Genomic DNA, 23,052 nt, shown 5'->3' with positions numbered 1-23,052 from the left:
CCATCGACTTCACGTGCCACGGTTGCCTTACCGTCGGCGATCGTCACCTTCGACGCGAACGTCGCTTGCGGCAGGCCTGCCAGCGCAGCCAGCATCTGGCCCGTCTGGTTCGAATCGTCGTCGATCGCCTGCTTGCCGAGGATCACCAGTTGCGGCTGTTCCTTGTCGACCAGCGCCCTCAGGATCTTCGCGACACCGAGCGGCTCGACCGCGTCGCCAGCTTCGACGAGGATCGCGCGATCCGCGCCGATCGCGAGCGCCGTGCGCAGCGTTTCCTGCGCCTGCGCGACACCGACCGACACGGCCACCACCTCCGTCACGACGCCGGCCTCCTTCAGCCGCACGGCCTCTTCCACCGCGATTTCATCGAACGGGTTCATCGACATCTTCACGTTCGCGATGTCGACGCCGGTGCGGTCGGACTTCACGCCGACCTTCACGTTCGCGTCGACCACGCGCTTCACTGCCACGAGCGCTTTCAACTGCCTGCCTCCTCTCTTGTTTCGACCGCCGCGGCGTATCAGCGCGCGGTGTATCCGCCGTCGATCACCAGCTCCGCGCCCGTCACGTAGCGCCCGGCCGGCGACACGAGATACAGGATGCCGGCCGCGATGTCGCGCGGGCTGCCGATCTTCGCCATCGGCACGTGGGTCTGCAGATAGCCGAACACGTTGTCGGGATCCTGGCCCATCTGGCGGAACGCGTCCTCGAGCATCGGCGTGCGGATGTAGCCCGGATGCACGGAGTTCGCACGAATGTTCTTCGCCGCATACAGCATCGCATCGACCTTCGCCATCATCCGCACCGCGGCCTTCGACGCGTGATACGCGGGCACGTCGGGGCCGCCGACGATCCCGTACATCGACGACAGGTTCACGATCGAGCCGCCGCCGGCCGCTTCCAAGCGCGGAATCGCCGCGCGCGTGCACAGGAACACGCCGTTGACGTTCACGTCCTGCACGCGCTGCCACTGTGCGAGCGTGAGTTCGTGCGTCGGCACGTTGTGCCCTTCGATGCCCGCGTTGTTCACGAGCACGTCGAGGCGCCCGAAGCGCGCGACGATCTCGCCGAACACGCGCTCGACGTCGGCCTCCTGCGTGACGTCGAGCGACCAGAACGCGGCCTGGCCGCCCTGCGCGCGGATCTCCTCGACGAGCGCTTCCGCGGGCTGCGACAGCACGTCGAGGATCGCGACGCTCGCGCCGGCCGCGGCCAGCGTGCGCGCCGTTTCCGCGCCGATGCCGCGCGCGCCGCCGGTGATCGCGGCCACCTTGCCGCGCAGGTCGAACAGGTCTTCGATGAGTTTCATTGTGTCTCCTTGTATTTAGGCGAACCGGTCACGAACGGGCCGGCCATCAAAACCATCGCGCATCATCGCGCCGTCGGCGCAGCCAGGAAATCGATGCATTCCCGATTGAAATAGGCCGCATGCTCCACCATGACCCAGTGGCCGCAACGGTTCAGCAGCACGAAGCGCGCGTCGCGGCAACGCTCGAGGAACGTCAGCGCGCCGCCGACCGGATTGAAGCGGTCGTCCGTGCCCCAGAAACCGAGCACCGGGCAGCGCAGGTCGGCGAGCGCACCCGTCAGGTTCGGCACGCTCATCGTCGACAACACTTCGGTCGGCTGCTCGACGCACACCTTCATCCGCTCGGCGACGAGCGCGTCGGTGACGATCGCCGGATCGTGCACCAGCAGCGTCAGCAGCTCGCGCATCGTGTCGTCATTCATCTGGCGATTGGTGAAGAGCTTCACCATCCGCTGGATCCCTTCCATCCGGAAATAGGTGTCGCGATCCTCGACGCCGCCCGGCGCCATCATGATCAGCCCGTCGACTTCGTCCGGGTAATCGAGCGCGTATTTCAGCGCGATCGCGCCGCCGAGCGAGTTGCCGAGCAGCACGGCCGGCCCGATGCCGAGCGCGGCCAGCTGCGCGTGCAGCGCGCCGACGAAGAAATCGAGCGTGTAGGCGACGTCGGACGGCTTCGACGACTGCCCGTAGCCCGGCAGGTCGACGACGATCGCGCGGTGGCCGGCCGCCGCGAACGCGGGGTAGTTGTGCTTGAAGTTGCTGAAACCACTCGCGCCCGGGCCGCTGCCGTGGATGAACACCACCGGGCGGCCTGCGCCCGCCTCGAAATGATGCAGGCGCAAGCCGCCCGGTACGTCGGTGAAGATGCCGGCCGGCGGCGTCGTGGGGGTCGTCATCGCGGGTTTGTCTCCTTCGTCGGTCGATGGATGCCTGCCACGATGATTACGCCGCCGGCGCCGCCCGGCATCATCCTTTCAGACTACGAAGCCGCGCGCGCTTGTTCCTATCATCGGGCCACCGAAACGGAGGCAGACGATGAACGGATTCGACTACAGCGGCAAGACGGTGCTCGTGACGGGCGGCACCAAGGGCATCGGGCGGCGCATCGCCGAGCGGTTTCTCGCGGCGGGCGCGCGCGTGTTCGTGTGCGGGCGCAGCGCGCCCGACACGCCGCCGTCCGCCGGCGGACGCACGGCCACCTTCATCGCGGCCGACCTGCGCGACATCGAGCAGGTCGACGCGATGCTCGCGACGGCCCGCGCCGCAACCGGCGGCCTCGACGTGCTCGTCAACAACGCGGGCGGCTCGCCGTTCGTGCTCGCGGCCGACGCATCGCCGCGCTTCACCGAATCGATCGTGCGGCTGAACCTGATCGCGCCGCTGCAACTCGCGCAGCGCGTGAACGCGATCATGCAGCCGCAACCGCACGGCGGTGTGATGCTGTTCATCGCGAGCGTCAGCGCGTCGCGGCCGTCGCCCGGCACCGCCGCGTACGGCGCCGCGAAGGCGGGGCTCGTCAACGCGGTCACGTCGCTCGCGGTCGAGTGGGCGCCGCGCGTGCGCGTGTGTGCGATCAGCCCGAGCCTCGTGCAAACCGAATCCGCGACCGAAGGCCACTACGGCGACGATGCGGCGCTCGATGCGATCCGCGCGACGATTCCGGCCGCACGGCTCGCGACACCCGACGACGTCGCGTCGGCGTGCCTGTTCCTCGCGTCGCCCGACGCGTCGTACACGTCGGGCGCGAACCTGCGACTCGACGGCGGGGGCGAACGGCCCGCGTTCCTGGCCGCAGCGCAGATGCAAGCGCGCTGACGCACGCGCCGCCAGAGGCGTGCGCCGATCGTTTCCAGTCCTAGGGAAGTCATCTAGTTCATTTTGACGATTCCCTGCTATCGCGATCTCCCTACTCTGCCTCTCACGACAACCACAGTCGACCGTCGTCGATACCCCCAGAGGAGACACCATGCATCAACGGATTTCGCGCCGTACCGACAAGCGGGCCACCGCCGCGCTGTCGACGCTGGCCGCCGCGCTGCTGACTTGCGTCGTTCCCGACGCGCACGCCGGCAGCACGATCGAGCTCGGCGCCGACACGACGCTGGACTACACGTTCACGCTGAGTTACGGCCTCGGCATGCGCACGCGTGCGCCGAGCGGCAATCTGCTGACGCCGGCGAACATCAACGGCGACGACGGCGATCGCAACTTCGCGAAGAACAAGCTGATCGAGAACCAGGTCAGCCTGCTCGGCGAAGTGAACCTGAAGCACGACGACTGGGGCGTGTTCGTCCGCGCGAGCACATTCTACGATCAGGCGTACCGCCACCCGAACTACAACGACGCGCCCGGCACGGTCAACCACACGGGCCAGTACAACAACTTCACCGGCGACGCCCGCTACTGGTCGGGCGGCCACACGACGCTGCTCGCCGCCTACGCCTACAACACCTTCAAGATCGGCCCGACGAGCCTGAACGTGAAGGTCGGCGACCAGGTGGTCGCGTGGGGCGAAAGCCTGTTCTTCCCGAACATCGCGGGCGCGCAAGGCCCGGCCGATGCCACCAAGTCCTATGTCGCGGGCGCTCAGGTGAAGGACATCCTGCTGCCGGTGCCGCAGATCTCGACGCAGTGGCAGATCACGCCGAACTTCAGCCTGCTCGGCTACTACCAGTTCTCGTTCCAGCAGAACCGCCTGACCGCGCCCGGCACGTACTGGAGCTATTCGGACGTGGTCGGCCCGGGCGCGCAGTTCATCATCGGCCCGGGCGGAATGATCATTCCGCGCGGGGCCGACGACAAGCCGAGCGCCCGCAACCAGTGGGGTATCGGCGCACGCGTGCGCGTGCTGGGCGACACCGAGCTCGGCGTGTACCACCTGCATTACAACGACATGAACCCGAGCGTCGTCACGACGTACTTCCCGACGCTCCAGTACCAGCAGAAATATTTCAGCAACATCAAGCTGACCGGCGCGAGCTTCTCGACGCAGGTCGGCCCGGTGAACGTCGCGGGCGAAGTGTCGTACCGCCAGGGCGCGGCCGTGCTCGTCAACACGCCGACCGGCCCGCAGTCGACCCGCGCGAACGTGCTGCAGACCAACCTGTCGGGCATCTACTCGATCGGGCCGAGCTTCCTCGCAAACTCGCAGTCGCTGGTCGGCGAACTGACGTACGTGCATGCCGGCGGCATCTCCGCGCTCGACGGCTCGACCACGCTCGCCAACTCGCGCAACGCGCTCGCGATGGAGATCGCGTGGACGCTCAGCTACAAGAACGTGTTCAACGGCTGGGATCTCGACGTGCCGCTGACCTACTCGCACGACCTGACCGGCACGTCGCCGCTCGCCGGCGCGCTCGGCTCGCTGACGGGCCAGGGCGATCACCGCGTGACCGCCGGCGTGACGTTCACGCGCCTGAGCAACCTGCAGCTGGCGCTCGTCTACGCCAAGTTCCTCGGCTCGCCCAACCCGGTCACGCGTCCGCTCGCGGATCGCGACTATGTGCTCGCCACGGCGACCTACCACTTCTGAGCGGCCCGGCCGCTCGTCACTCAGCAAGAAGAGGATTTGTCATGAAACGAACTCGTCTCCCCCTCCTGCGCGCATCGGTGATGGCCGCGTGCGCGCTCGTCGCGACGGCCTCGTTCCCGAAGGTCACGCCGGACGACCTGAAGGCGCTCGACGGCCCGCTCACGCCGATGGGCGCGGTGCGCGCCGCGAGCAAGGACAACAGCGTGCCGGAGTGGTCGGGCAAGTGGCTCGGCACGCCGCCCGACGTGCAGTACAAGCGCGGCAGCCGCTACCCCGATCCGTTCGCGAACGAGAAGCCGGTCGCGACGATCACCGCCGAGAACATGGCGCAGTACGCGGAGCACCTGACCGACGGCCAGAAGGCGATGTTCAAGCGCTATCCGGCCACGTTCAAGATCAACGTCTACCCGAGCCACCGCGACTTCCGCTACGCGGATTCCGTCTACAAGGACATCCGCACGTATGCGCCCGATTCGACGATGACGTCCGACGCGAACGGGCTGACCAACGCGCCGCCGCAGGTGCCGTACCCGATCCCGAAGACGGCCGCCGAGCTGCTGTGGAACCAGCGCTTCTCGTCGGCGATCGGCACCGAGCAGGCAACCTACGACCAGGCGGTCGTGTACTCCGACGGCAACATCGCGTGGGGCAAGGTGCGCTACGACATCTACTCGCCGCGCAACGTCGGCAAGTACGACGTGAAGAGCGACCTGAACAACCGCACGTTCTATCGCAACGCGACGGAGCTGCCGCTGTCCGACCGCGGCTCGCTGATCGTCGGCTTCACGAACTGGGACAAGGCCGGCGCGGACAACTCGTCGCGCACGTGGATGTACAACCCGGGCACGCGGCGCGTGCGCCAGGCGCCGGAGTACGGATATGACCAGCCGCAGGGCCCGGGCGGCTTCCGCACCGTCGACGACGACCGCCTGTACAACGGCCCCGGCGACCGCTACGACTGGAAGATCGTCGGCAAGCGCGAAGTCTACGTGCCGTACGACAACTACAAGGCGATGGACAGCTCGGTCAAGTATGCGGACCTGCTGACCAAGGGACATGAAAACCCTTCGTACATCCGTTACGAACTGCATCGCGTGTGGGTGCTGCAGGCGACGCTGAAGAGCGGCTATCGTCACCAGTACGCGAAGCGCGTGCTGTACATCGACGAGGATTCGTGGATGACGCTGCTCGCCGACAACTACGACGCACGCGGCCAGCTGTGGCGCACCAACGTCGCGACGACGCTGTACGCATATGACGCGAAGACGTTCTACCCCGGTGTCGTGTTCTTCCACGACCTGATCTCCGGCGCCTACATGGCCGACCGCCTGACCAACGAAGGGCCGATGCCGAAGCTCGACAGCAGCCCGCAGTTCAGTGAAGCGTACTTCTCGCCAGACGCGATCCGCAGTTCGGGTAACTAAGCAAATCGCCGCCCGCGCCGGAGCCTCGCTCCGGCGCCCGATGCCGCCCGGGACGGCGGCCTTTTCCATTCGAGGGCCCTACCATGTCCAACCGCTTGCATGCGACGCTCGGCGACGAGCTGTATGCCGCGTGGCACTCCCGCGCGCCGGTCGCGCCGCTGTCGGGGCGGCCGCGCCGGCTGTCCCTCGACGATGCGTACCGGATCCAGCAACGCTTCATCGAACGCCGCGTCGAATGCGGCGAATCGGTGGTCGGCAAGAAGATCGGCGTGACGAGCCAGGCCGTGCAGGACATGCTGAACGTGCGCCAGCCCGATTTCGGCATCCTGCTGTCCGGCATGCACTACGCGGCCGGCGAGGCGATCGCCACCGAGTCGCTGATCGCGCCGCGCGCCGAAGGCGAGATCGCGTTCATCCTCGCGCACGACCTGCGCGGCCCCGGCATCGACCGCACCGACGTGATCGCCGCGACGGCCGCGGTTGCGCCCTGCTTCGAGATCGTCGATTCGCGCATTCGCGACTGGGCGATCCGCATCGAGGACACCGTCGCCGACAACGCGTCGTGCGGCGTCTACGTGCTCGGCGATTCGCGCGTCGATCCGCGCACGCTCGATCTCGCCGCGTGCGAGATGACCATCGAGAAGAACGGAGAGATCGTCGCGCAAGGCCGCGGCGATGCGGCGCTCGGCCATCCCGCCGACGCGGTCGCGTGGCTCGCGAACACGCTCGCCGAATACGACGTGCCGCTGCTCGCCGGCGAGATCGTGCTGTCCGGCTCGCTCGCGAAACTGATTCCGGTCACGGCCGGCGACGCGCTGTCGATGCACATCTCCGGCATCGGCGGGTGCGACGTCCGCTTTATCTAAAGGAAGAGGAAGGATCCTGATGAAGAAAATCAAATGCGCACTGATCGGGCCCGGCAACATCGGCACCGACCTGCTTTACAAGCTGCGCCGCTCGCCGGTGCTCGATCCGGTGTGGATGGTCGGCGTCGACCCTGCGTCCGACGGCCTCGCGCGGGCCCGCGAATTCGGGCTGAAGACCACCGACAAAGGTGTCGACGGGCTGCTGCCGCACGTCGCCGACGACGAGATCCGCATCGCGTTCGACGCGACGTCGGCCTACGTGCACCGCGACAACTCCGACAAGCTCACCGCGCTCGGCGTGAAGATGATCGACCTGACGCCAGCCGCGATCGGGCCGTACTGCGTGCCGCCGGTCAACCTCGACGCGCATCTCGGCAGCGCGCAGATGAACGTGAACATGGTGACCTGCGGCGGCCAGGCGACGATCCCGATGGTGTACGCGGTGTCGCGCGTGCAGCCGGTCGCGTACGGCGAGATCGTCGCGACGGTGTCGTCGCGCTCGGTCGGCCCCGGCACGCGCAAGAACATCGACGAATTCACGCGCACGACGTCCGGCGCGATCGAACAGGTCGGCGGCGCCCGCAAGGGCAAGGCGATCATCGTGATCAACCCGGCCGAGCCGCCGCTGATCATGCGCGACACGATCCACTGCCTCACCGACGGCCCGCCCGACGTCGACGCGATCACCGCGTCGGTGCATGCGATGGTCAAGGAAGTGCAGCGCTACGTTCCCGGCTACACGCTGAAGAACGGTCCGGTGTTCGACGGCAACCGCGTGTCGGTGTTCATGGAAGTCGAGGGGCTCGGCGATTACCTGCCGAAATACGCGGGCAATCTCGACATCATGACCGCCGCCGCGGCCGCCACGGCCGAGCGTTTCGCCGAACAGATGCTGGCCGCGACGGCCGCCACCGCTTGAGTCGAGGAGTCACACGATGTCACTTGCAGGCAAGAAGATCACCGTCCACGACATGTCGTTGCGCGACGGGATGCACCCGAAGCGTCACCAGATCACGCTCGACCAGATGCGCAACATCGCGCGCGGGCTCGATGCGGCCGGCGTGCCGCTGATCGAGGTCACGCACGGCGACGGGCTCGGCGGCGCTTCGGTTAACTACGGTTTTCCCGCGCATACCGACGAGGCGTACCTGAGCGCCGTGATTCCGGAGCTGAAGCAGGCGAAGGTGTCGGCGCTGCTGCTGCCCGGCATCGGCACCGTCGAGCACCTGCGCATGGCGCACGAGCTCGGCGTCGGCACGATCCGCGTCGCGACGCACTGCACCGAAGCCGACGTGTCGGAACAGCATATCGGCCTCGCGCGCACGCTCGGCCTCGATACCGTCGGATTCCTGATGATGGCGCACATGTCGTCGCCCGAGCAGCTCGTCGTGCAGGCGAAGCTGATGGAGTCGTACGGCGCGAACTGCATCTACATCACCGATTCGGCTGGCCACATGCTGCCCGACGACGTGACCGCGCGGATCGGCCAGGTGCGCGCCGCGCTGAAGCCGGAGACGGAACTCGGCTTCCATGGCCACCACAACCTCGCGATGGGCGTCGCGAACTCGGTCGCGGCGGTCGCCGCCGGCGCGAACCGGATCGACGCGGCTGCCGCGGGCCTCGGTGCCGGCGCCGGCAATACGCCGATGGAAGTGTTCGTCGCGGTGTGTGACCGGATGGGAATCGAGACCGGCGTCGACGTGTTCGCGATTTCCGACGTCGCCGAGGATCTCGTCGTGCCGATCATGGACGCGCCGATCCGCCTCGACCGCGATGCGCTGACGCTCGGTTACGCGGGCGTCTACTCGTCGTTCCTGCTGTTCGCGAAGCGCGCGGAAGCGAAGTACGGGATTCCGGCGCGCGACATCCTCGTCGAACTCGGCCGGCAGCGGCTCGTCGGCGGGCAGGAGGACATGATCGAGGATGCGGCGCTGACGATGGCGCGGGCACGGGCGGTGGCGGCCTGAACGGCAGTCAGCGTACAGCACGCGCGGCAATCGGCATGATGCGAGCCGTTCGTCGAAGATTTCCTGCGAGACGCGGCCGCTCGAGCATTGCGCACGCTTGATGCAGTGATTCGGAGCCGGTAGCCGAATCGGCCGCAACGCGATCGGCAGCCCCCGGCTTCCTGGTTGTCACCGCCCCTTGCTCAGAAGCACGACAACCAGGATCGCGACCAGCGCAGCGAACCACTTCAAGCCGGTAAACATCTTGTCGAGCCTTTCCGTCAGCGCCACGACGGGATTCCCGTCGTCCGTGCGCAGCGGCATCCGCGCTGTCCGGCCATCTCCCGGCAGACTGACCTTCGGGAGATCGATGGCGAGATACACGACGTATCCGCTGGCGATCGGCGCCGCCTTCAATGCGTTGCCATCCTCGCCGGGCCTCAGGAACACGCGCAATCCCCCCGTCAGCACGGCACCGGGCGGGATCGACGTATAGACGTCCCGCAGGCACAGCCCGGCCTTGACGGCTGTGACCTGCCCCGCCTCGACGCCGTCGGCAAGTGCCTGCATGCTGCTCGCCGGCACGTCGCACCATGCCCACCACTGAGCCGGTTCCTGCATCTCGTCATCGGACTCGTTGTAGCCGAGCCGTGCCGTGCCAAGCGGATCGTCCGAATGGGTGATGCCCAGTTCGTCCTGCAATTCGCGAAGGCCGTGCCGTTCAGGCTGGCCGATCTCGCGAGCCGCGAAGGTGATGTATATCGTGCGCGTGCTGTTCTGCACGTCACCCATGATCGACAGACAGCAGTCGTCCAGACTCGCCGTCCCCTGGACATAGGTCGAAAGCGTCGAATGCGTTGTCCCTCCGGCGGGCTCCAGTCGCCTGACGACCTGGATGTCCTGCAGGGTGAGCCACAGCGACTTCGCCGGGTAGTACGTCTGCACGTTGCCGTCGGCGCCAAGGTGCTCGATCGTATGGCCGGCGCATTTCCCGATTTCGATGCAATGCCGCGCGTCCTCCTGTAGCCGGTCCTCGCCTGCATTCCGGTGCTGACCATCGTAGCCGGCAAGTTGTCCGGCATCGGGGCGCGTCAGCGGTGTCCGGGGTGCAATCCTGACATTGTCGAGAACGTCGTCGTGGGTACGGACTTCCGTGACCGACGCTCCGGCACGGGCGATCGATGCGGCAGGGGCTCGTGAACGTATCCCGTATCGCGTGTCGACGACGGGAAGCACATCACGGGCCTCCATGCCGAGCGTGATCCCGGGCGCCTGTTCCGCGAGCGGATCGGCGTACTGCGATCGGGACGCGGCCGAGACCTTCACGAGCGAAGGAAGCAGTCGGGTCAGCAGGTCGGCGTACGGGACCAGCAGCGGCAGGAACAGCCCGGCCAGCGACAGGTTGAACAGCGTATGGAAATCGGCCACCACACGCCCATTGTCCGGTTCGATCCTGACCATGACGCAACCGATCGGCGTCAGTGCGACAAGCGCAATCACCACGCCGGCCGACAGAATGAGCAGCATGCCGACCGGCACGCATCGGGAGGCAGGATCGTGTGTCGCGGTCTCCTCCAGCACCGGGCGGATGGCCACGCCCAGGTTGGCACCCAGCACCAGTGCGAAAGCCGTATCGGGGGGAATGACGTTTTGCGCGCACAGCGACATGATCAGGAGCACGATCGCGACGTTCGAATCGGCGGCCCAGGCCAGGCCGGCCGCCAGCAGGACGTCGATCAGCGGTATCGTGGATGCGTCGCTCAGCAGCATCCGAAGATTCGGCGCATCCTCGTAGTCCGTCATCAACTCCTGCAGATGATGCAGTGCGAGCAGCAACAGGCCCAGGCCGATGAGCGTGCGCCCCAGTTCATGAGCGCAAGTGTTCGATACCTTGCGGAACATCAGTACGCCAACGAGGATCAGGGCGGGCGACACGGCGCCGACTTCGAACGAAAGCACCTGCACGAGCAACGTCGTACCCACGTTCGCGCCGAGCACGACGGCCAATGCCGGGACAAGGCCGACGCGCCCCTGCGCGGCGAGCTCGCTCGTCATGACCGCGGTCGTCGTACTGCTCTGCAGTACCGCTGTTACGCCCATGCCGCCGAAGAAGGCAGGGAGTCGCCCGAAAAGCGCCCGTTCCAGCAGCGACCGCAGGCCAGCGCCGAACGCGCGCTGCATGCCGGTCTGAAGCATCTGCGTCCCGAGCAGCACCAGCGCAATCGAGCCGGCGAGATCGACCAGCGTGAACGTGAATGTCATGACTCTGGGCCCCAGACGCCGACCGGTTGTTCTTGTAACGTTTCCCGTCGTGAAGTTCGATCACGCCCGTCGCCGGCCGGCGAGGAAAGGCGAACTCGAATACGTCTTGTCGCGACGGAGAAACGCACGACCGAACCGTAGATCACGCGACGAGCCTTCCCCCGAAGACGCCGTGCGCCACGTTACGGTCACCCACGGCGGTTTCCATGAAATCACGCGCCCGCAGACACACTCCCCGCTGCAAGTGGCGTGCCACCAATGCGGGTCGGGTGCGCAAGGCGTGTTGAAACCGAAAAATACGGAAATGGGCCCGTTGGGCGAATGGATGTGTTGCAGCGTTGATACAGGCCTGCGTCTCTCATGCATCGGCCCATGTTGATTGCCGCCAACACGCGCGGCCGGCGACCACGTGGTGGCGTCACCGTCACGAGCGGGCCGAGCACGCCGCTGTGCCGACACGTCGGCATGTTTCGAAATTGAAACGCGCGGTGCGATACGTGGATGCGTACAACTGGATGGGAGCGGAGCGCGCGCTATGGACCGGCGCTCGTCGAAGATGGCTCGCCGACGTCGAATCCGCGAACCAGACCGGCGAACGGCGCGACCTGCGCCGTCCATCCGGTGTGCCCGGCCGCATGACCGGGCCGGACGGGTTTCGATCGGTACAGCGTTGCGCCGCCCGATCGCTACTGCTTAGCGACGCGGTTGCCCGGTGCGCGGCGGACGCGGCGAATTCGCGTCCTTGTGACGGAAGTTGATGCGCCCCTTCGTCAGGTCGTACACCGACAGTTCCAGCGTCACACGGTCACCCGCGAGAATGCGGATGTGGTTCTTGCGCATGCGGCCCGACGCATACGCGCCGACCACGACGCCGTTTTCCAGCGTGACACGGTATTTGCTGTCCGGCAGCACTTCGTCGACGATTCCGTCCAGTTCCAGCAGTTCTTCTTTTGCCAAACCAATTCCTCCAGACAAGGTGAATGACCGCGGCCGCGGCGAACTGACCGGCGCCGTGCCCGGCAACGGGACGGCGGCCGGCAGGATGCCGGGTATCAATTCGTTCAGACGGGCGACGGGCCCGCCTTGCAATCGGAGCCCGGCGCGTTGCGGCGGTCGGGCGGTCAGTGGCGGCGATGCGATCAGCACCGCGCAAAGTCGGGACCGCGCCGCGTGCGGCATGGCGACGGTCTACTCGGGTTGCAGCATGGGCCGCTGGCGACACGGCGAACGCGTCGCGAGGGCGTTGGATCGCACGTCGTACGGACGTGCGATGGATGAGGGAAGCACACGACCGATGCATCGTGAATGCCGCGATGCATCGGTCGTGTGCGTCGGAACGCGCTGGACGCCGGCTCGGGCCGGCCTCCGCGCGAGATCCGTCCGGCAGCGGCCGCCGCTTGGCGACCGGTGCCGATACGGCTTACTGCGGCGTGATGTTCGACGCTTGCAGCCCCTTCGGGCCACGCTTCACTTCGTAGCTGACCTTCTGGCCTTCGGCCAGGGTCTTGAAACCCGTGCCGCGGATTTCAGAGAAATGGGCGAACAGATCGTCGCCGCCGTTGTCCGGGGAAATGAAACCAAAGCCCTTGGTTTCGTTGAACCACTTGACGGTACCGGTATCCACAAATACTTCCTTAATACGAATGAAATGAACATGCGCCCGTGACGGGCACAGAAAGAATCAAAGAGGGAGAGACCAACGACTGCCGCACGCCGTGCGGCCAATGATGAGCAATCGAGCTTCTTGAAGACTTCGGTCTCGGACACTACGCGGTGCAAGCCGATCCGTCAAGTCCTTTCGATGCGACGCGTGCGCGCGGCAGCACGCGCCGCCTTGTCCGGCGGGCGTTTGCGGCAATCGGGAGGCGTAGCGATACGCCCCCCATTTTTCCCGCCACTCGCCACGCCGCGCCGTGACTGCGCTATTGCATTACTGCGGTTCGAACACGTGATGTAGCGCCGGCGGCGTCTCGCCGTCGCGGATCTTCATCTCGAACGACTTGCGCGCGACGCTCGACGGCCGCACGTCGGCCGCGTCCAGATAGAACTGCGAATACCAGTCGCGCATCTGGTACAGCGGCCCGTCGCCTTCGCACAGCAGCGGGTTGTCGATGCGCGTCTTGCTGTGCCAGATGTCGACGTCCTCGTAGAACGCGCGCTGCGCTTCCTTCACGTAAGCGTTCGCGATCTCCAGGTTCTGCGCGTCGCTCAGGCCGGCCACCTTCTTCACGATCACGCCGTAGCGCAGCTCGAAGCTGTTCATGTCGATCGGCACGTGGCAGTTCAGCAGCACCGAATGGATCGGCTGCCCGCCGCTCTGCCCCGTCATCTGCGTGATGTGCACGGCCGGCCCGAAATACGTCGACAGCGCGGTCAGGCTGTCGCCGCCGAGCTTCTCGCTGCGGCCGACCATCAGCTGCGTCGCCTTGTGATCCTCGAACAGGTTCGCGAAATAGTCGATCGGCGCATGGTGCACGGTCGCGAAGTGCGCGACGTCCGAGATGTTGTCGACCAGCTCGCGGCAGTTCGCGTTGATCACCATCTTGTCGACGACCCAGTCCGACCATTCGTCGGAGAAGCACACGTCGAGCCTCGGAATCGCGACTTCCGGCGGCGGCGCATTGCCTTCCGGGTCGTTCCACACGAACAGCAGGTTGTTTTCCTCGCAGGTCGGCCACGCGCCGATGCGCGCCTTCGGCGGAATCCGCTTGCAATACGGAATCGACGCGCACTGCCCTGCGCCGTTCCACGCCCAGCCGTGGAACGGGCAGACGAGGTTGTCGCCTTCGACCGTGCCGAGGCTCAGGTCGGCGCCCATGTGCGGGCAGTATGCGTCGACGATGTTGATCCTGCCGGTCGAATCGGCGAACGCGGCGAGCTTGCGACCGAAGATGTTCAGCGTGTGCGGCTTGCCGTCCTTGTAGTCGCGGGCGAGGCCGAGGCAGTGCCAGCCGCGCGCATAGCGCTGCGCGAGCGGCTGGGCTTCGATCTTGTAAGGGCGTGCGGACATGTGGGTTGACTCCTCTTTGGGGGACGCGCGGCGGCCCGCCGCGCACCGGGGTAATGGGGGTTCGGGGGTTGCGTCGTTCAGCGCGCCGGATTGCCGGGTTCGAGCGCGCGCGTCGGTTCGCGCGCTGGTGCCGACGCAGACGACGCGGACGGCTGCGGCAGTTGCGCCACGCGGCGCTCGGCACGCTCGACGCCGAGCCACGCGGCCAGCGCGGGGAGCAGGAACACCGCGCCGAACAGGTTCACGAGGAACATGAACGCGAGCAGCACGCCCATGTCGACCTGGAACTTCAGCGCGGAGAACGCCCACGTGCCGACGCCGATGAACATCGTGACGGCCGTGAACAGCGCCGCGGTGCCGCGCTGGCGCATCGCGTCGGCGAATGCGTCGGGCAGCGTCGCGCCGTGGCGCAGGTCGTGCTGCAGGCGTTCGTACAGGTAGATCCCGTAGTCGACGCCGACGCCGACACCGAGCGTGATCACCGGCAGCGTCGCGACCTTCAGCCCGATGCCTAGTCGCGCCATCACCGCGTTGCACAGGATCGACACCAGCGTGAGCGGCACGATGATGCACAGCACCGCGCGCCACGAGCGGAACGTGACCGCGCACAGCAGCGCGATCGCACCGAAGATCGACAGCAGCATCGCGACCTCCGCGTCGCCGACCGCCTCGTTGGTCGCGGCCATCACGCCGACGTTGCCGCCCGCGAGCCGGAACGCGACGTTCGGCGTCGGGTTCTCGGCCGCGTAGCGCTTGATCTCGTCGACGATGTGCGCGATGGTCGTGCCTTCGTGGTTCTTCGTGTAGATCAGCACCTGGATCGCCTTGCAGTTCGCGGTGTTCATCCCGTTGTCGGGGTCGAACGCGTTGGAACCCTGCGTGAGCCCGTCGCTGGAACGCGGCAACGCGGCCCAGCGCGGATTGCCTTCGTTGAACGCGGCGATGAACACCTTGCCCTGCGACGCGACGCTCGTCACCGACTGCACGCCCGCCACGCCGCGCATGTTCATCTCGAACTTCTCGATCGCGCTCATCACCGGGTAATGCAGGCAGGCGTCGTCGAAACCGGTCGTCTCGACGATCACCGACAGCACGTCGACGCCGATGTTGTACTGGTGCGTGATCGCCGCGTTGTCGACGTTGTAGCGCGAGTTCGCGCGCAGCTCCGGCGCGCCGGTGCCGATGTCGCCGATCTCGAGCCTGCGCGACTCGAGCGTGCCGTACGCGAGCAGCGCGAGCGCAACGGCGAACACGCCGAGCGCGGGCGCCGGCCGCGCGAATACCGCGAAGCGCGACCACTTCCCGCTGCCGCCGGCCGCCGCCGCGTGCTGTGCGCGCGCCAGCGTGCCGCGTTCGAGGCGCGTATACGACAGCAGGATCGGCAGGAACACCTTGTTGGTGACGATCATCAGCAGCACGCCGAGGCACGCGGTGATGCCGAGCTCGCGCACGATGTCGATCCTGATCCGCATGATCACCATGAAGCCGAGCGCGTTGGTCAGCAGCGCGACCGTGCCCGGCACGAACAGCTTGCGGAACGCGTCGCGCGCGGCCTCCGCCGACGATGCGCCGCGCACCAGCGCCTGCTTCCACGCATTGGTCATCTGCACCGCGTGCGACACGCCGATCGAGAAGATCAGGAACGGCACGAGGATCGACATCGGATCGATGCCGAGCCCGAGCAGCGGCAGCGCGCCGAGCAGCCAGACGACCGGCAGCAGCGCGACGACGAGCGCGAGCACGGTCGTCTTCAGCGAGCGCGTATAGGCGAACAGCAGCGCGGCCGTCACGAGGAACGCGAGCGCGAAGAACGCCATCACGCCGGCGATCCCGGCCTCGACGTCGCCCACCAGCTTCGCGAAGCCGATGATGTTCACGTCGATGCCCTGCTTCGCGTAGCGCGCGCGGATTTCCTCGAGCTGGCGCGCGACCGCGCTGTAGTCGAGCCGCTTGCCGGTGGCCGGATCGGTCTCGCGCAACTCCGCGCGGATCAGCGCCGACTTCAGGTCGTTGCCGACCAGCCGGCCGATCTGCCCGGAGCGCGCGACGTTGCGGCGCACCTTCGCGAGGTCGTCCGGGTTCGCGCTCGAGAACTGGCCGGGCACGACCACGTCGCCGCGAAAACCGGCTTCCGTCACCTCGGTGTAGTGGACGTTCGGCGTAAACAGCGAGAACACGCGCGAGCGGTTCACGCCGGGGATGAAGAACACGTCGTCGGTCGCGTGGCGCAGCGCGTCCATGAACGTCTGGTTGTAGATGTCGCCGTCGCCCTTCCAGCGCAGGCTGACGAGGATCGTGTTCGCGCCGGGGAACGCGCCCGCGTAGCGCTCGAACACCTGCATGTACGGGTGCTGCATCGGGATCATCTTGTTGAAGCCCGGATCGAGCTTCAGGCGCGTCGCGGACAGGCCGAGCGCGACCGTCAGCGCGACGCACAGCAACATCAGCAGCCGGCGCTGCCGGATGATGGTATCGGCGCAGCGCTCGACGAACGCGGCGAGGCGCGACGCGGGAACGGCTTCGGTGGAGCGTGACAGGTCGTTCATGGATTTCTCGTGTCGGAACGGACGAAACAGGCGATGCGGACGATGCGGGCGGCGCGGCAACGCGACCGCCGCCGCGCATCAGGACGGCGACGCAGCGAGCGGCGCGACGCCGGCCTCGCCCCCGAGCAGCAGCGCGCCGCGGCCCATGTCGAGCACGGCCGCGAGGCTCTGCACGCCGCCGAGCTTGCGCACGTCGAAGGTCAGGCCGCCGTCGCGCGACCCGACGATCGCGCCGCCCTGCCCGACCAGCACGAGTTCGCCGTCGGCAAGCTGGGTCGCGCCGAAATACGACACCGGCACGTGGCTGTCGACGTGCGTCCAGGTCGCGCCGCGATCGGTGCTGCGCAACACGTTGCCGCGCATGCCGTACGCGACCCAGTCGCCGTTCGCGAGCATCAGCGCGCCGAACAGCGAGCCTTGGTACGGCGACGGCACCTTGTCCCAGCTCGCGCCGTTGTCGGTCGAGCGCAGCAGCGTGCCGCTCTCGCCGGCGATCAGCAGGTCGCCGTGGCCGTCGCCGACGATCGCGTTCAGGTGGCGGTCGCCCGCCGGTGTCTTGAGCGGCTGCCACGTGAGCCCGGCATCGTCCGAGCGCAGCAGCTGGCCGAAACTGCCGGCCGCGAACAGCGGGCCGTTCGCGGTTCCCCACACGGACAGCAGCGGGTCGGAATGCGCGTTGTCGCCATGAACTTCGCGCCAGTGCACGCCCGCGTCGTCGCTGCGCAGGATCCGGCCGTCATGGCCGACCGCGATGCCGAGCGTCGGCGTGACGAAGCTCACCTGCGTGAGCGTCGATCCCTGGTCCGGCGTGACCGACGCCGGCCGCCAGCGGCCGCCCGCATCGTCGCTCAACAGGATCACGCCGCGCTCGCCGACCGCGACGATGCGCGTGCCGGCGCGGGCGAGCCCGTTGATCTGCAGGCGGTCCGCATGGATCGCGGTGACCGGGAACGCCGGCAGCGGGCGCGGCGAGAACGCGAACAGCGCGGCGCCGAGCACGAGCGCCGACATCGCGAGTCCTGGCAAAGTACGTTTCATCGGTTTGTCTCCTTCTCTGCGAGCGGCCCGGGCCCGCGCCGACGCGCTCGCCCTGCCGCTGCAAGTCTCCGGGCCGTCGGTCGTTGCCGCGGCCTCGAATGGTCCCGAATGGATGGCAGCCGAACCGGGCTGCCGGCTCGGCTGCCGGTGAGCCCTGCTCGAGCGTCGTTACGCGCCGACCTCGAACAGCGCGGCGGCACCCATCCCGCCGCCGATGCACATCGTCACGACCGCATGCCGCACGCCGCGGCGCGCGCCTTCGAGCAGCGCGTGCATCGTCATCCGCGTGCCCGACATCCCGAACGGGTGGCCGAGCGCGATCGCGCCGCCGTCGACGTTCAGCCGCTCGTCGGGGATGCCGAGCGTGTCGCGGCAATACAGCGCCTGGCACGCGAACGCCTCGTTCAGCTCCCACAGCCCGACGTCGCGCACGGTCATCCCGAAACGTTCCAGCAGCTTCGGAATCGCGAACACCGGGCCGATGCCCATCTCGTCCGGCTCGCAGCCGGCCACGGCCAGCCCGCGGAACGTGCCGAGCGGCGTCAGTCCGCGACGCTCCGCCTCGGCCCGCGACATCACGACGACCGCCGCCGCGCCGTCCGACAGCTGCGACGCGTTGCCGGCCGTCACGAACTCGCCCTGCTCGACGACCTTGCCGCCGCTCCACGACGGCTTGAGCCCCGCGAGCCGTTCGGCCGTCGTGTCGGCGCGCACGCCCTCGTCGCGCGCCGCGTGGACGGCTTCGTGGCCGCTCGGGTTGCCTTCCTTGTCGAACAGCGCGCGCCGCACGTCGAGCGGCGCGATTTCCGCGTCGAAGCGGCCGGCCGCCTGCGCGTCGGCCGTGCGCTGGTGGCTCTGCAGCGCGAATTCGTCCTGCGCGGCACGCGAGATGCCGTAACGGCGCGACACGATCTCGGCCGTTTCCATCATCGCCATGTACGCGGCAGGCTGATGGTCGAGCACGGCCTGCGAACGCGCGCGGTAGCCGTTCTTGTGCTTGTTCTGCGTGAGCGAGATCGATTCGACGCCGCCCGCGACGACAATCCGCGCGTCGCCCGCGCCGATGCTGCGCGCGGCGCTCGCGATCGACATCAGGCCCGACGAGCACATGCGGTCGATCGACATCCCGGGCACCGACGCCGGCAAGCCGGCCGCCGCGGCCGACAGGCGGCCGATGTTGTAGCCCTGCGTGCCCTGCTGCGCGGCGCAGCCGATCAGCACGTCGTCGACGTCGGCCGGCGCAACGCCCGCGCGTTCGAGCGCCGCGCGCACGACGTGGCCGCCCAGCGCGGGCGCCTCGGTGTCGTTGAACATGCCGCGAAACGCCTTGCCGATCGGCGTGCGTGCAACGGAAACGATGACTGCGTCTTCCATGAGCTGGCTCTCTGAATCGAAACTAGAAGTAGTAGCGGCTGATCGTGTCGGCGACGCAGCCGGGCTTGGCCTCGCCTTCGATCTCGACGGTCACGCGAACCCACGCCTGCACGCCGCCGTCGAGCGCCTCGACGCGCAGCAGCTCGCCGACGCCGCGCACGCGCGCGCCGACCTTCACCGGCGCCGGGAAGCGGATCTTGTCGCAGCCGTAGTTGACGCCGAGCCGCGCGCCGTCGATGCGCACGATCTGCGGCAGGAAATAATTGACGAGCGACAGCGTCAGGTAGCCGTGCGCGATGCACGCGCCGAACGGGCCGTCCTTCGCGCGCACCGGGTCGACGTGTACCCACTGGTGGTCGCCCGTCGCGTCGGCGAAGCCGTCGATGCGGATCTGGTCGATCGCGAGCCACGCGCTCGCGCCGAGCGTGTCGCCGACGGCCGCCGCGAGTTCGCCGGGATGCGCGAACACGCGGGGCGTCGCGCGCACGGAGTCGAGGGTCGCGCTCATCATGCGTGCTGGCTGCTGACCGACAGCACTTCGCCCGTCATGTACGACGCGTAATCGCTTGCAAGGAACACCATCACGTTCGCGACCTCCCAGACTTCGGCGGCGCGCCCGAAGGCTTCGCGCGACGCCAGTTGATTCAGCAGGTCGGCCGGGGCCGACTTCTTCAGAAAATCGTGCATCGCGATGCTCGGCGCGACCGCGTTGATGCGCACCCCGTAAGGCGACGCCTCGAGCGCCGCGCAGCGCGTGAGCGCCATCACGCCCGCCTTCGCCGCCGCGTAGTGCGCCTGTTCCGCCTGCGCACGCCAGCCGAGCACCGATGCGTTGTTGACGATCGCGCCGCGGCCGCGGGCCTGCATGTGCGGCAGCATTGCGCGCGTCATCCGGAACGTCCCGGTCAGGCTAATGTCGATCACCCGCGACCATTCGGCATCGTCCATTTCGACGATGCGTTTCGCTCCGCCGAGCCCGGCGTTGTTGATCAGTACGTCGACGCCGTCGAGCTTGTCCTGGGCTTCCGCGACGAGCGCCTGCACGTCGTCCTCGACCGCGACGTTGCACAGGCGGCCGTAGATCTGCTGCAGCCCCGTTTCAGCGCGCAGCGTCTCCACGGCCTGTTCGAGGCGTTTCTCGTGGATGTCGGAGATGAACAGCGCGCGGCAGCCTTCCTCCGCGCAGCGGCGCGCGGCCGCGAAGCCGATGCCGGCGCCGGCGGCGGCCGTGATCAGCACCGATTTGCCGGCGAGCAGCTGGTGGCCCGGCACGTACGCCGGCGCTTTCTGGATCTGGGGTTCGGTCATGCGTTTCCTCGCGGTTCCCTGGGCATGCCGAGCCCGCGCTCGGCCATGATGTTCAGCTGGATTTCGTTGGTGCCGGCGTAGATCGTGTCCGCACGGGAGAACAGGAACACGCGCTGCAGATGGGTGAGCTTCTCGTCGGCCGGATCGATCACGTTCGCGCGGGACCCAAGCGCGTCCATCGCGAGCTGGCCGAGGTCGCGGTGCCAGTTCGACCAGAAATACTTGTAGATCAGCGCCTCGCGGCGCAGCGGCGCGGTGGCGCCGTTCGCGTCGTCCGCGCCCGACAGCATCCGCAGCGCGTTGTAGCGCATCACGCGCAGCCCGGCCCACGCGCGGCCGATCCGCTGGCGCAGCACCGGGTCGCGATCGGCGCCCGATTCACGCGCGGCGTCGATCACCCAGTCGAGTTCGCGGACGAACTGCATCTGCTGGCCGAGCGTCGACATGCCGCGCTCGAAGCCGAGCAGCGTCATCGCGATCCGCCAGCCGTCGCCCGGCGCGCCGACGAGATCGCGAGCTTCCGCGCGCGCACCGTCGAAGAACACTTCGTTGAATTCGGCGCCGCCGTTGAGCTGTTTGATCGGGCGAATCTCGATGCCCGGCTGGTCGAGCGGCATCAGCAGGAACGACAGCCCCTTGTTGCCCTTCGACGCCGGATCGGTGCGCGCGAGCACGAAGATCCAGTCGGAGTCGTGCGCGAGCGACGTCCACACCTTCTGGCCGTGCACGCGCCAGGTACCGTCGGCCTCCTGCTCGGCGCGTGTGCGCACGTTCGCGAGGTCCGAACCTGCACCCGGCTCCGAGTAACCCTGGCACCAGAACTGCGTGCCGGCGAGAATTCCGGGCAGGAAACGCGCGCGCTGGTCGTCAGTGCCGCACGCGACGAGCGTCGGGCCGAGCAGCCCTTCGCCGATGTGCCCCATCCGCCCGGGGCCGCCGGCGCGCGCGTATTCCTCGTGGAAGATCACCTGCTCGGCGACCGAAAAGCCGCGGCCGCCCGCGTCGGTCGGCCAGCCGAGGCCGGTCCAGCCGCCCTGCGCGAGTTCCCGTTCCCACGCCTTGCGCAGTTCGGGAAACGCTTCCTCGTCGCCGGGGCCGCCGCGGTACTTCAGGCACGCGAATTCGCCGGTCAGGTGCGACTGCACCCAGTCGGCGACTTCGTGCCGCAATTGCTGTTCGCGCGTTTCGCTGTTCATTGGAGTGCTCCGGTACGCGCTGCGGACGAACGCGTGGCGATCGAAGCCGACGGCGACGACGCGAGCACCGCGTCGTGCCGCGACGCGCCGCCGTCGATCGCCTGGCTGGCGATCCATTCGAGCAGTTGCGGCGTGCTGCCGAACTGCGCGCCCGACGCCTGCGCGCGCTTGAAATAGAGATGCGGGTCGTATTCCCACGTGAAGCCGACGCCGCCGTGCAGCTGGATCGCCTCCTGTGCGCAGAACGCATACGCATCGTTGGCGGCGGCTTTCGCGGCCGCGACGTCGGCGCGCAGCGCAGCGCCGGGCGTGCCGCTGCCGGCTTCCGCGTCCCACGCGTGGGCGGCGCCGAGCACGGCCGAGCGCGCGGATTCGATCAGCACCATCATCTGCGCGCAGCGGTGCTTGACCGCCTGGAACGATGCGATCGCGCGGCCGAACTGCACGCGCTGGCCGGTGTAGTCGAGCGTGAGATCGAGGCATTGCTGTGCGCCACCGAGTTGTTCGGCGGCCAGCGCGAGCGCTGCGAACCATGCGGTGCGTTCGAGCAACTTCGCGGCAGCGCCGCCGCTCGCGAACAACGCGTCGCGGCTCACGCGGGCCTCGTCGAGCACGACGCGCGCGATCGGCCGCGTCGCGTCGAGCGTGTCGAGCGGCGTGACGCTCAGGCCCGACACCGTCGCGACGTCGATCGCGAACACCCCGATCGCCTGCCCTTCGTTCGCGATCCGTGCCGGGATCATCAGCAGGTCGGCGCGCGCGCCGTCGATCACCTGCTCGATCGTTCCGGACAGCGCGTAACCGCCCGTCGCTTCTTCCGCGACGACCGGCAGTTGACCCGCGCCGGCCGGAAGCTCGAGCGGCAATGCCAGCGTCGCGCTGCACGCGCCTTCGGCCAGCTTCGCGAGCCAGCCGGTCGCGCCCGGCGTATCGCAGCCGGCCAGCGCGGTGGCCGCCAGGCACGCGGTCGAAAAATACGGCACGCACGCGACGCGCCGCCCAAGCTGCTCCATCAACAGCGTCTGTTCGACCGCGCCGAGCCCCATCCCGCCCGCCGCCTCCGGCAGCGCCAGCGCGTTCCAGCCGAGTTCGCCCGCGAGCGCGGCCCACAGCGCGTCGTCGCGGCCGGCCGCTTGCTCGATCGCGCGGCGCACGTCGGCCGACGCGCTGCGCTCGGCGAGCACGTCGGCTGCCGCATCGCGGATCATCGCCTGTTCGTCGGTGAGCGCCAGATCCAT

19 protein-coding genes and 1 pseudogene are annotated in these 23,052 nt (G+C 67.9%); 6 read left to right on the top strand and 14 right to left on the bottom strand.

Annotated elements, in window-relative coordinates:
- The 3 genes and pseudogenes from DIE02_RS24490 to DIE02_RS24480 all read right to left on the bottom strand — a co-directional run.
- Positions 1-482 (bottom strand): annotated as a pseudogene (locus DIE02_RS24490) (electron transfer flavoprotein subunit beta/FixA family protein); the annotation flags it as partial.
- Positions 483-520: 38 nt separating this feature from the next.
- The gene (locus tag DIE02_RS24485; RefSeq protein WP_044844631.1) at positions 521-1,309 is read right to left on the bottom strand and encodes an SDR family NAD(P)-dependent oxidoreductase; all 789 of its coding nucleotides are present in this window, start codon (positions 1,307-1,309) and stop codon (positions 521-523) included.
- A gap of 62 nt (positions 1,310-1,371) precedes the next feature.
- Positions 1,372-2,208, bottom strand: a complete 837-nt coding sequence (locus tag DIE02_RS24480; protein ID WP_124484699.1) for an alpha/beta fold hydrolase — start codon at positions 2,206-2,208, stop codon at positions 1,372-1,374.
- A 139-nt stretch (positions 2,209-2,347) separates the two neighbouring features.
- On the opposite strand from DIE02_RS24480, the gene DIE02_RS24475 reads away from it, so the two are divergent.
- From DIE02_RS24475 to dmpG, 6 genes are all read left to right on the top strand, one after another.
- Positions 2,348-3,127: an SDR family oxidoreductase gene (locus DIE02_RS24475; protein WP_124484698.1), complete on the top strand. Its 780-nt coding sequence runs from the start codon at positions 2,348-2,350 to the stop codon at positions 3,125-3,127.
- A 151-nt stretch (positions 3,128-3,278) separates the two neighbouring features.
- Complete coding sequence (locus DIE02_RS24470; protein WP_124484697.1) at positions 3,279-4,844, top strand: DUF1302 domain-containing protein; 1,566 nt, start codon at positions 3,279-3,281, stop codon at positions 4,842-4,844.
- Between the two features lie 41 nt (positions 4,845-4,885).
- A complete protein-coding gene (locus tag DIE02_RS24465) occupies positions 4,886-6,268 on the top strand; it encodes a DUF1329 domain-containing protein (protein WP_124484696.1) in 1,383 nt (460 codons plus the stop codon).
- Between the two features lie 83 nt (positions 6,269-6,351).
- Complete coding sequence (gene dmpE, locus DIE02_RS24460; protein WP_124484695.1) at positions 6,352-7,134, top strand: 2-oxopent-4-enoate hydratase; 783 nt, start codon at positions 6,352-6,354, stop codon at positions 7,132-7,134.
- A gap of 19 nt (positions 7,135-7,153) precedes the next feature.
- The gene (locus DIE02_RS24455) at positions 7,154-8,053 is read left to right on the top strand and encodes an acetaldehyde dehydrogenase (acetylating) (RefSeq protein ID WP_124484694.1); all 900 of its coding nucleotides are present in this window, start codon (positions 7,154-7,156) and stop codon (positions 8,051-8,053) included.
- A gap of 16 nt (positions 8,054-8,069) precedes the next feature.
- Positions 8,070-9,101: a 4-hydroxy-2-oxovalerate aldolase gene (dmpG, locus tag DIE02_RS24450; RefSeq protein ID WP_059539660.1), complete on the top strand. Its 1,032-nt coding sequence runs from the start codon at positions 8,070-8,072 to the stop codon at positions 9,099-9,101.
- Positions 9,102-9,269: 168 nt separating this feature from the next.
- Here the strand turns inward: dmpG and DIE02_RS24445 are convergent, their stop codons facing one another.
- From DIE02_RS24445 to DIE02_RS24390, 11 genes are all read right to left on the bottom strand, one after another.
- Positions 9,270-11,342 (bottom strand): Na/Pi cotransporter family protein, encoded by a 2,073-nt coding sequence (locus DIE02_RS24445; protein WP_124484693.1) that lies wholly within the window; start codon positions 11,340-11,342, stop codon positions 9,270-9,272.
- 693 nt (positions 11,343-12,035) lie between these two features.
- Complete coding sequence (gene infA / locus DIE02_RS24440) at positions 12,036-12,299, bottom strand: translation initiation factor IF-1 (RefSeq protein WP_011355053.1); 264 nt, start codon at positions 12,297-12,299, stop codon at positions 12,036-12,038.
- A gap of 463 nt (positions 12,300-12,762) precedes the next feature.
- Positions 12,763-12,966, bottom strand: coding sequence for a cold-shock protein (locus tag DIE02_RS24430; RefSeq protein ID WP_006751843.1), 204 nt, complete (start codon positions 12,964-12,966; stop codon positions 12,763-12,765).
- Positions 12,967-13,272: 306 nt separating this feature from the next.
- The gene (locus DIE02_RS24425; RefSeq protein ID WP_124484691.1) at positions 13,273-14,352 is read right to left on the bottom strand and encodes a Rieske 2Fe-2S domain-containing protein; all 1,080 of its coding nucleotides are present in this window, start codon (positions 14,350-14,352) and stop codon (positions 13,273-13,275) included.
- Between the two features lie 77 nt (positions 14,353-14,429).
- Positions 14,430-16,898 carry an RND family transporter gene (locus DIE02_RS24420; RefSeq protein WP_124484690.1) on the bottom strand — a complete coding sequence of 823 codons (2,469 nt, stop codon included), beginning with the start codon at positions 16,896-16,898 and terminating at the stop codon, positions 14,430-14,432.
- Between the two features lie 78 nt (positions 16,899-16,976).
- Complete coding sequence (locus DIE02_RS24415) at positions 16,977-17,936, bottom strand: sialidase (protein WP_044845662.1); 960 nt, start codon at positions 17,934-17,936, stop codon at positions 16,977-16,979.
- A 168-nt stretch (positions 17,937-18,104) separates the two neighbouring features.
- On the bottom strand, positions 18,105-19,310 hold the full coding sequence (locus DIE02_RS24410; RefSeq protein ID WP_124484689.1) for an acetyl-CoA C-acyltransferase: 1,206 nt from the start codon (positions 19,308-19,310) through the stop codon (positions 18,105-18,107).
- 22 nt (positions 19,311-19,332) lie between these two features.
- Positions 19,333-19,818 (bottom strand): MaoC family dehydratase, encoded by a 486-nt coding sequence (locus tag DIE02_RS24405; RefSeq protein WP_124485053.1) that lies wholly within the window; start codon positions 19,816-19,818, stop codon positions 19,333-19,335.
- Positions 19,818-20,618 carry an SDR family oxidoreductase gene (locus DIE02_RS24400; RefSeq protein WP_044845664.1) on the bottom strand — a complete coding sequence of 267 codons (801 nt, stop codon included), beginning with the start codon at positions 20,616-20,618 and terminating at the stop codon, positions 19,818-19,820. Before DIE02_RS24400 ends, DIE02_RS24405 begins: the two co-directional genes overlap by 1 nt.
- Entirely contained in the window at positions 20,615-21,814 is a 1,200-nt protein-coding gene (locus DIE02_RS24395) for an acyl-CoA dehydrogenase family protein (protein ID WP_124484688.1), read from the bottom strand. Before DIE02_RS24395 ends, DIE02_RS24400 begins: the two co-directional genes overlap by 4 nt.
- Positions 21,811-23,052 (bottom strand): acyl-CoA dehydrogenase family protein, encoded by a 1,242-nt coding sequence (locus DIE02_RS24390; protein WP_124484687.1) that lies wholly within the window; start codon positions 23,050-23,052, stop codon positions 21,811-21,813. The genes DIE02_RS24395 and DIE02_RS24390 overlap by 4 nt, the downstream gene beginning before the upstream one ends.

The organism is Burkholderia sp. Bp8991 (assembly GCF_003853795.1).
Lineage (GTDB): Bacteria > Pseudomonadota > Gammaproteobacteria > Burkholderiales > Burkholderiaceae > Burkholderia.
Note: the sequence above shows the minus strand (reverse complement) of the source record. Positions and strands in the feature narration are given on the sequence as shown.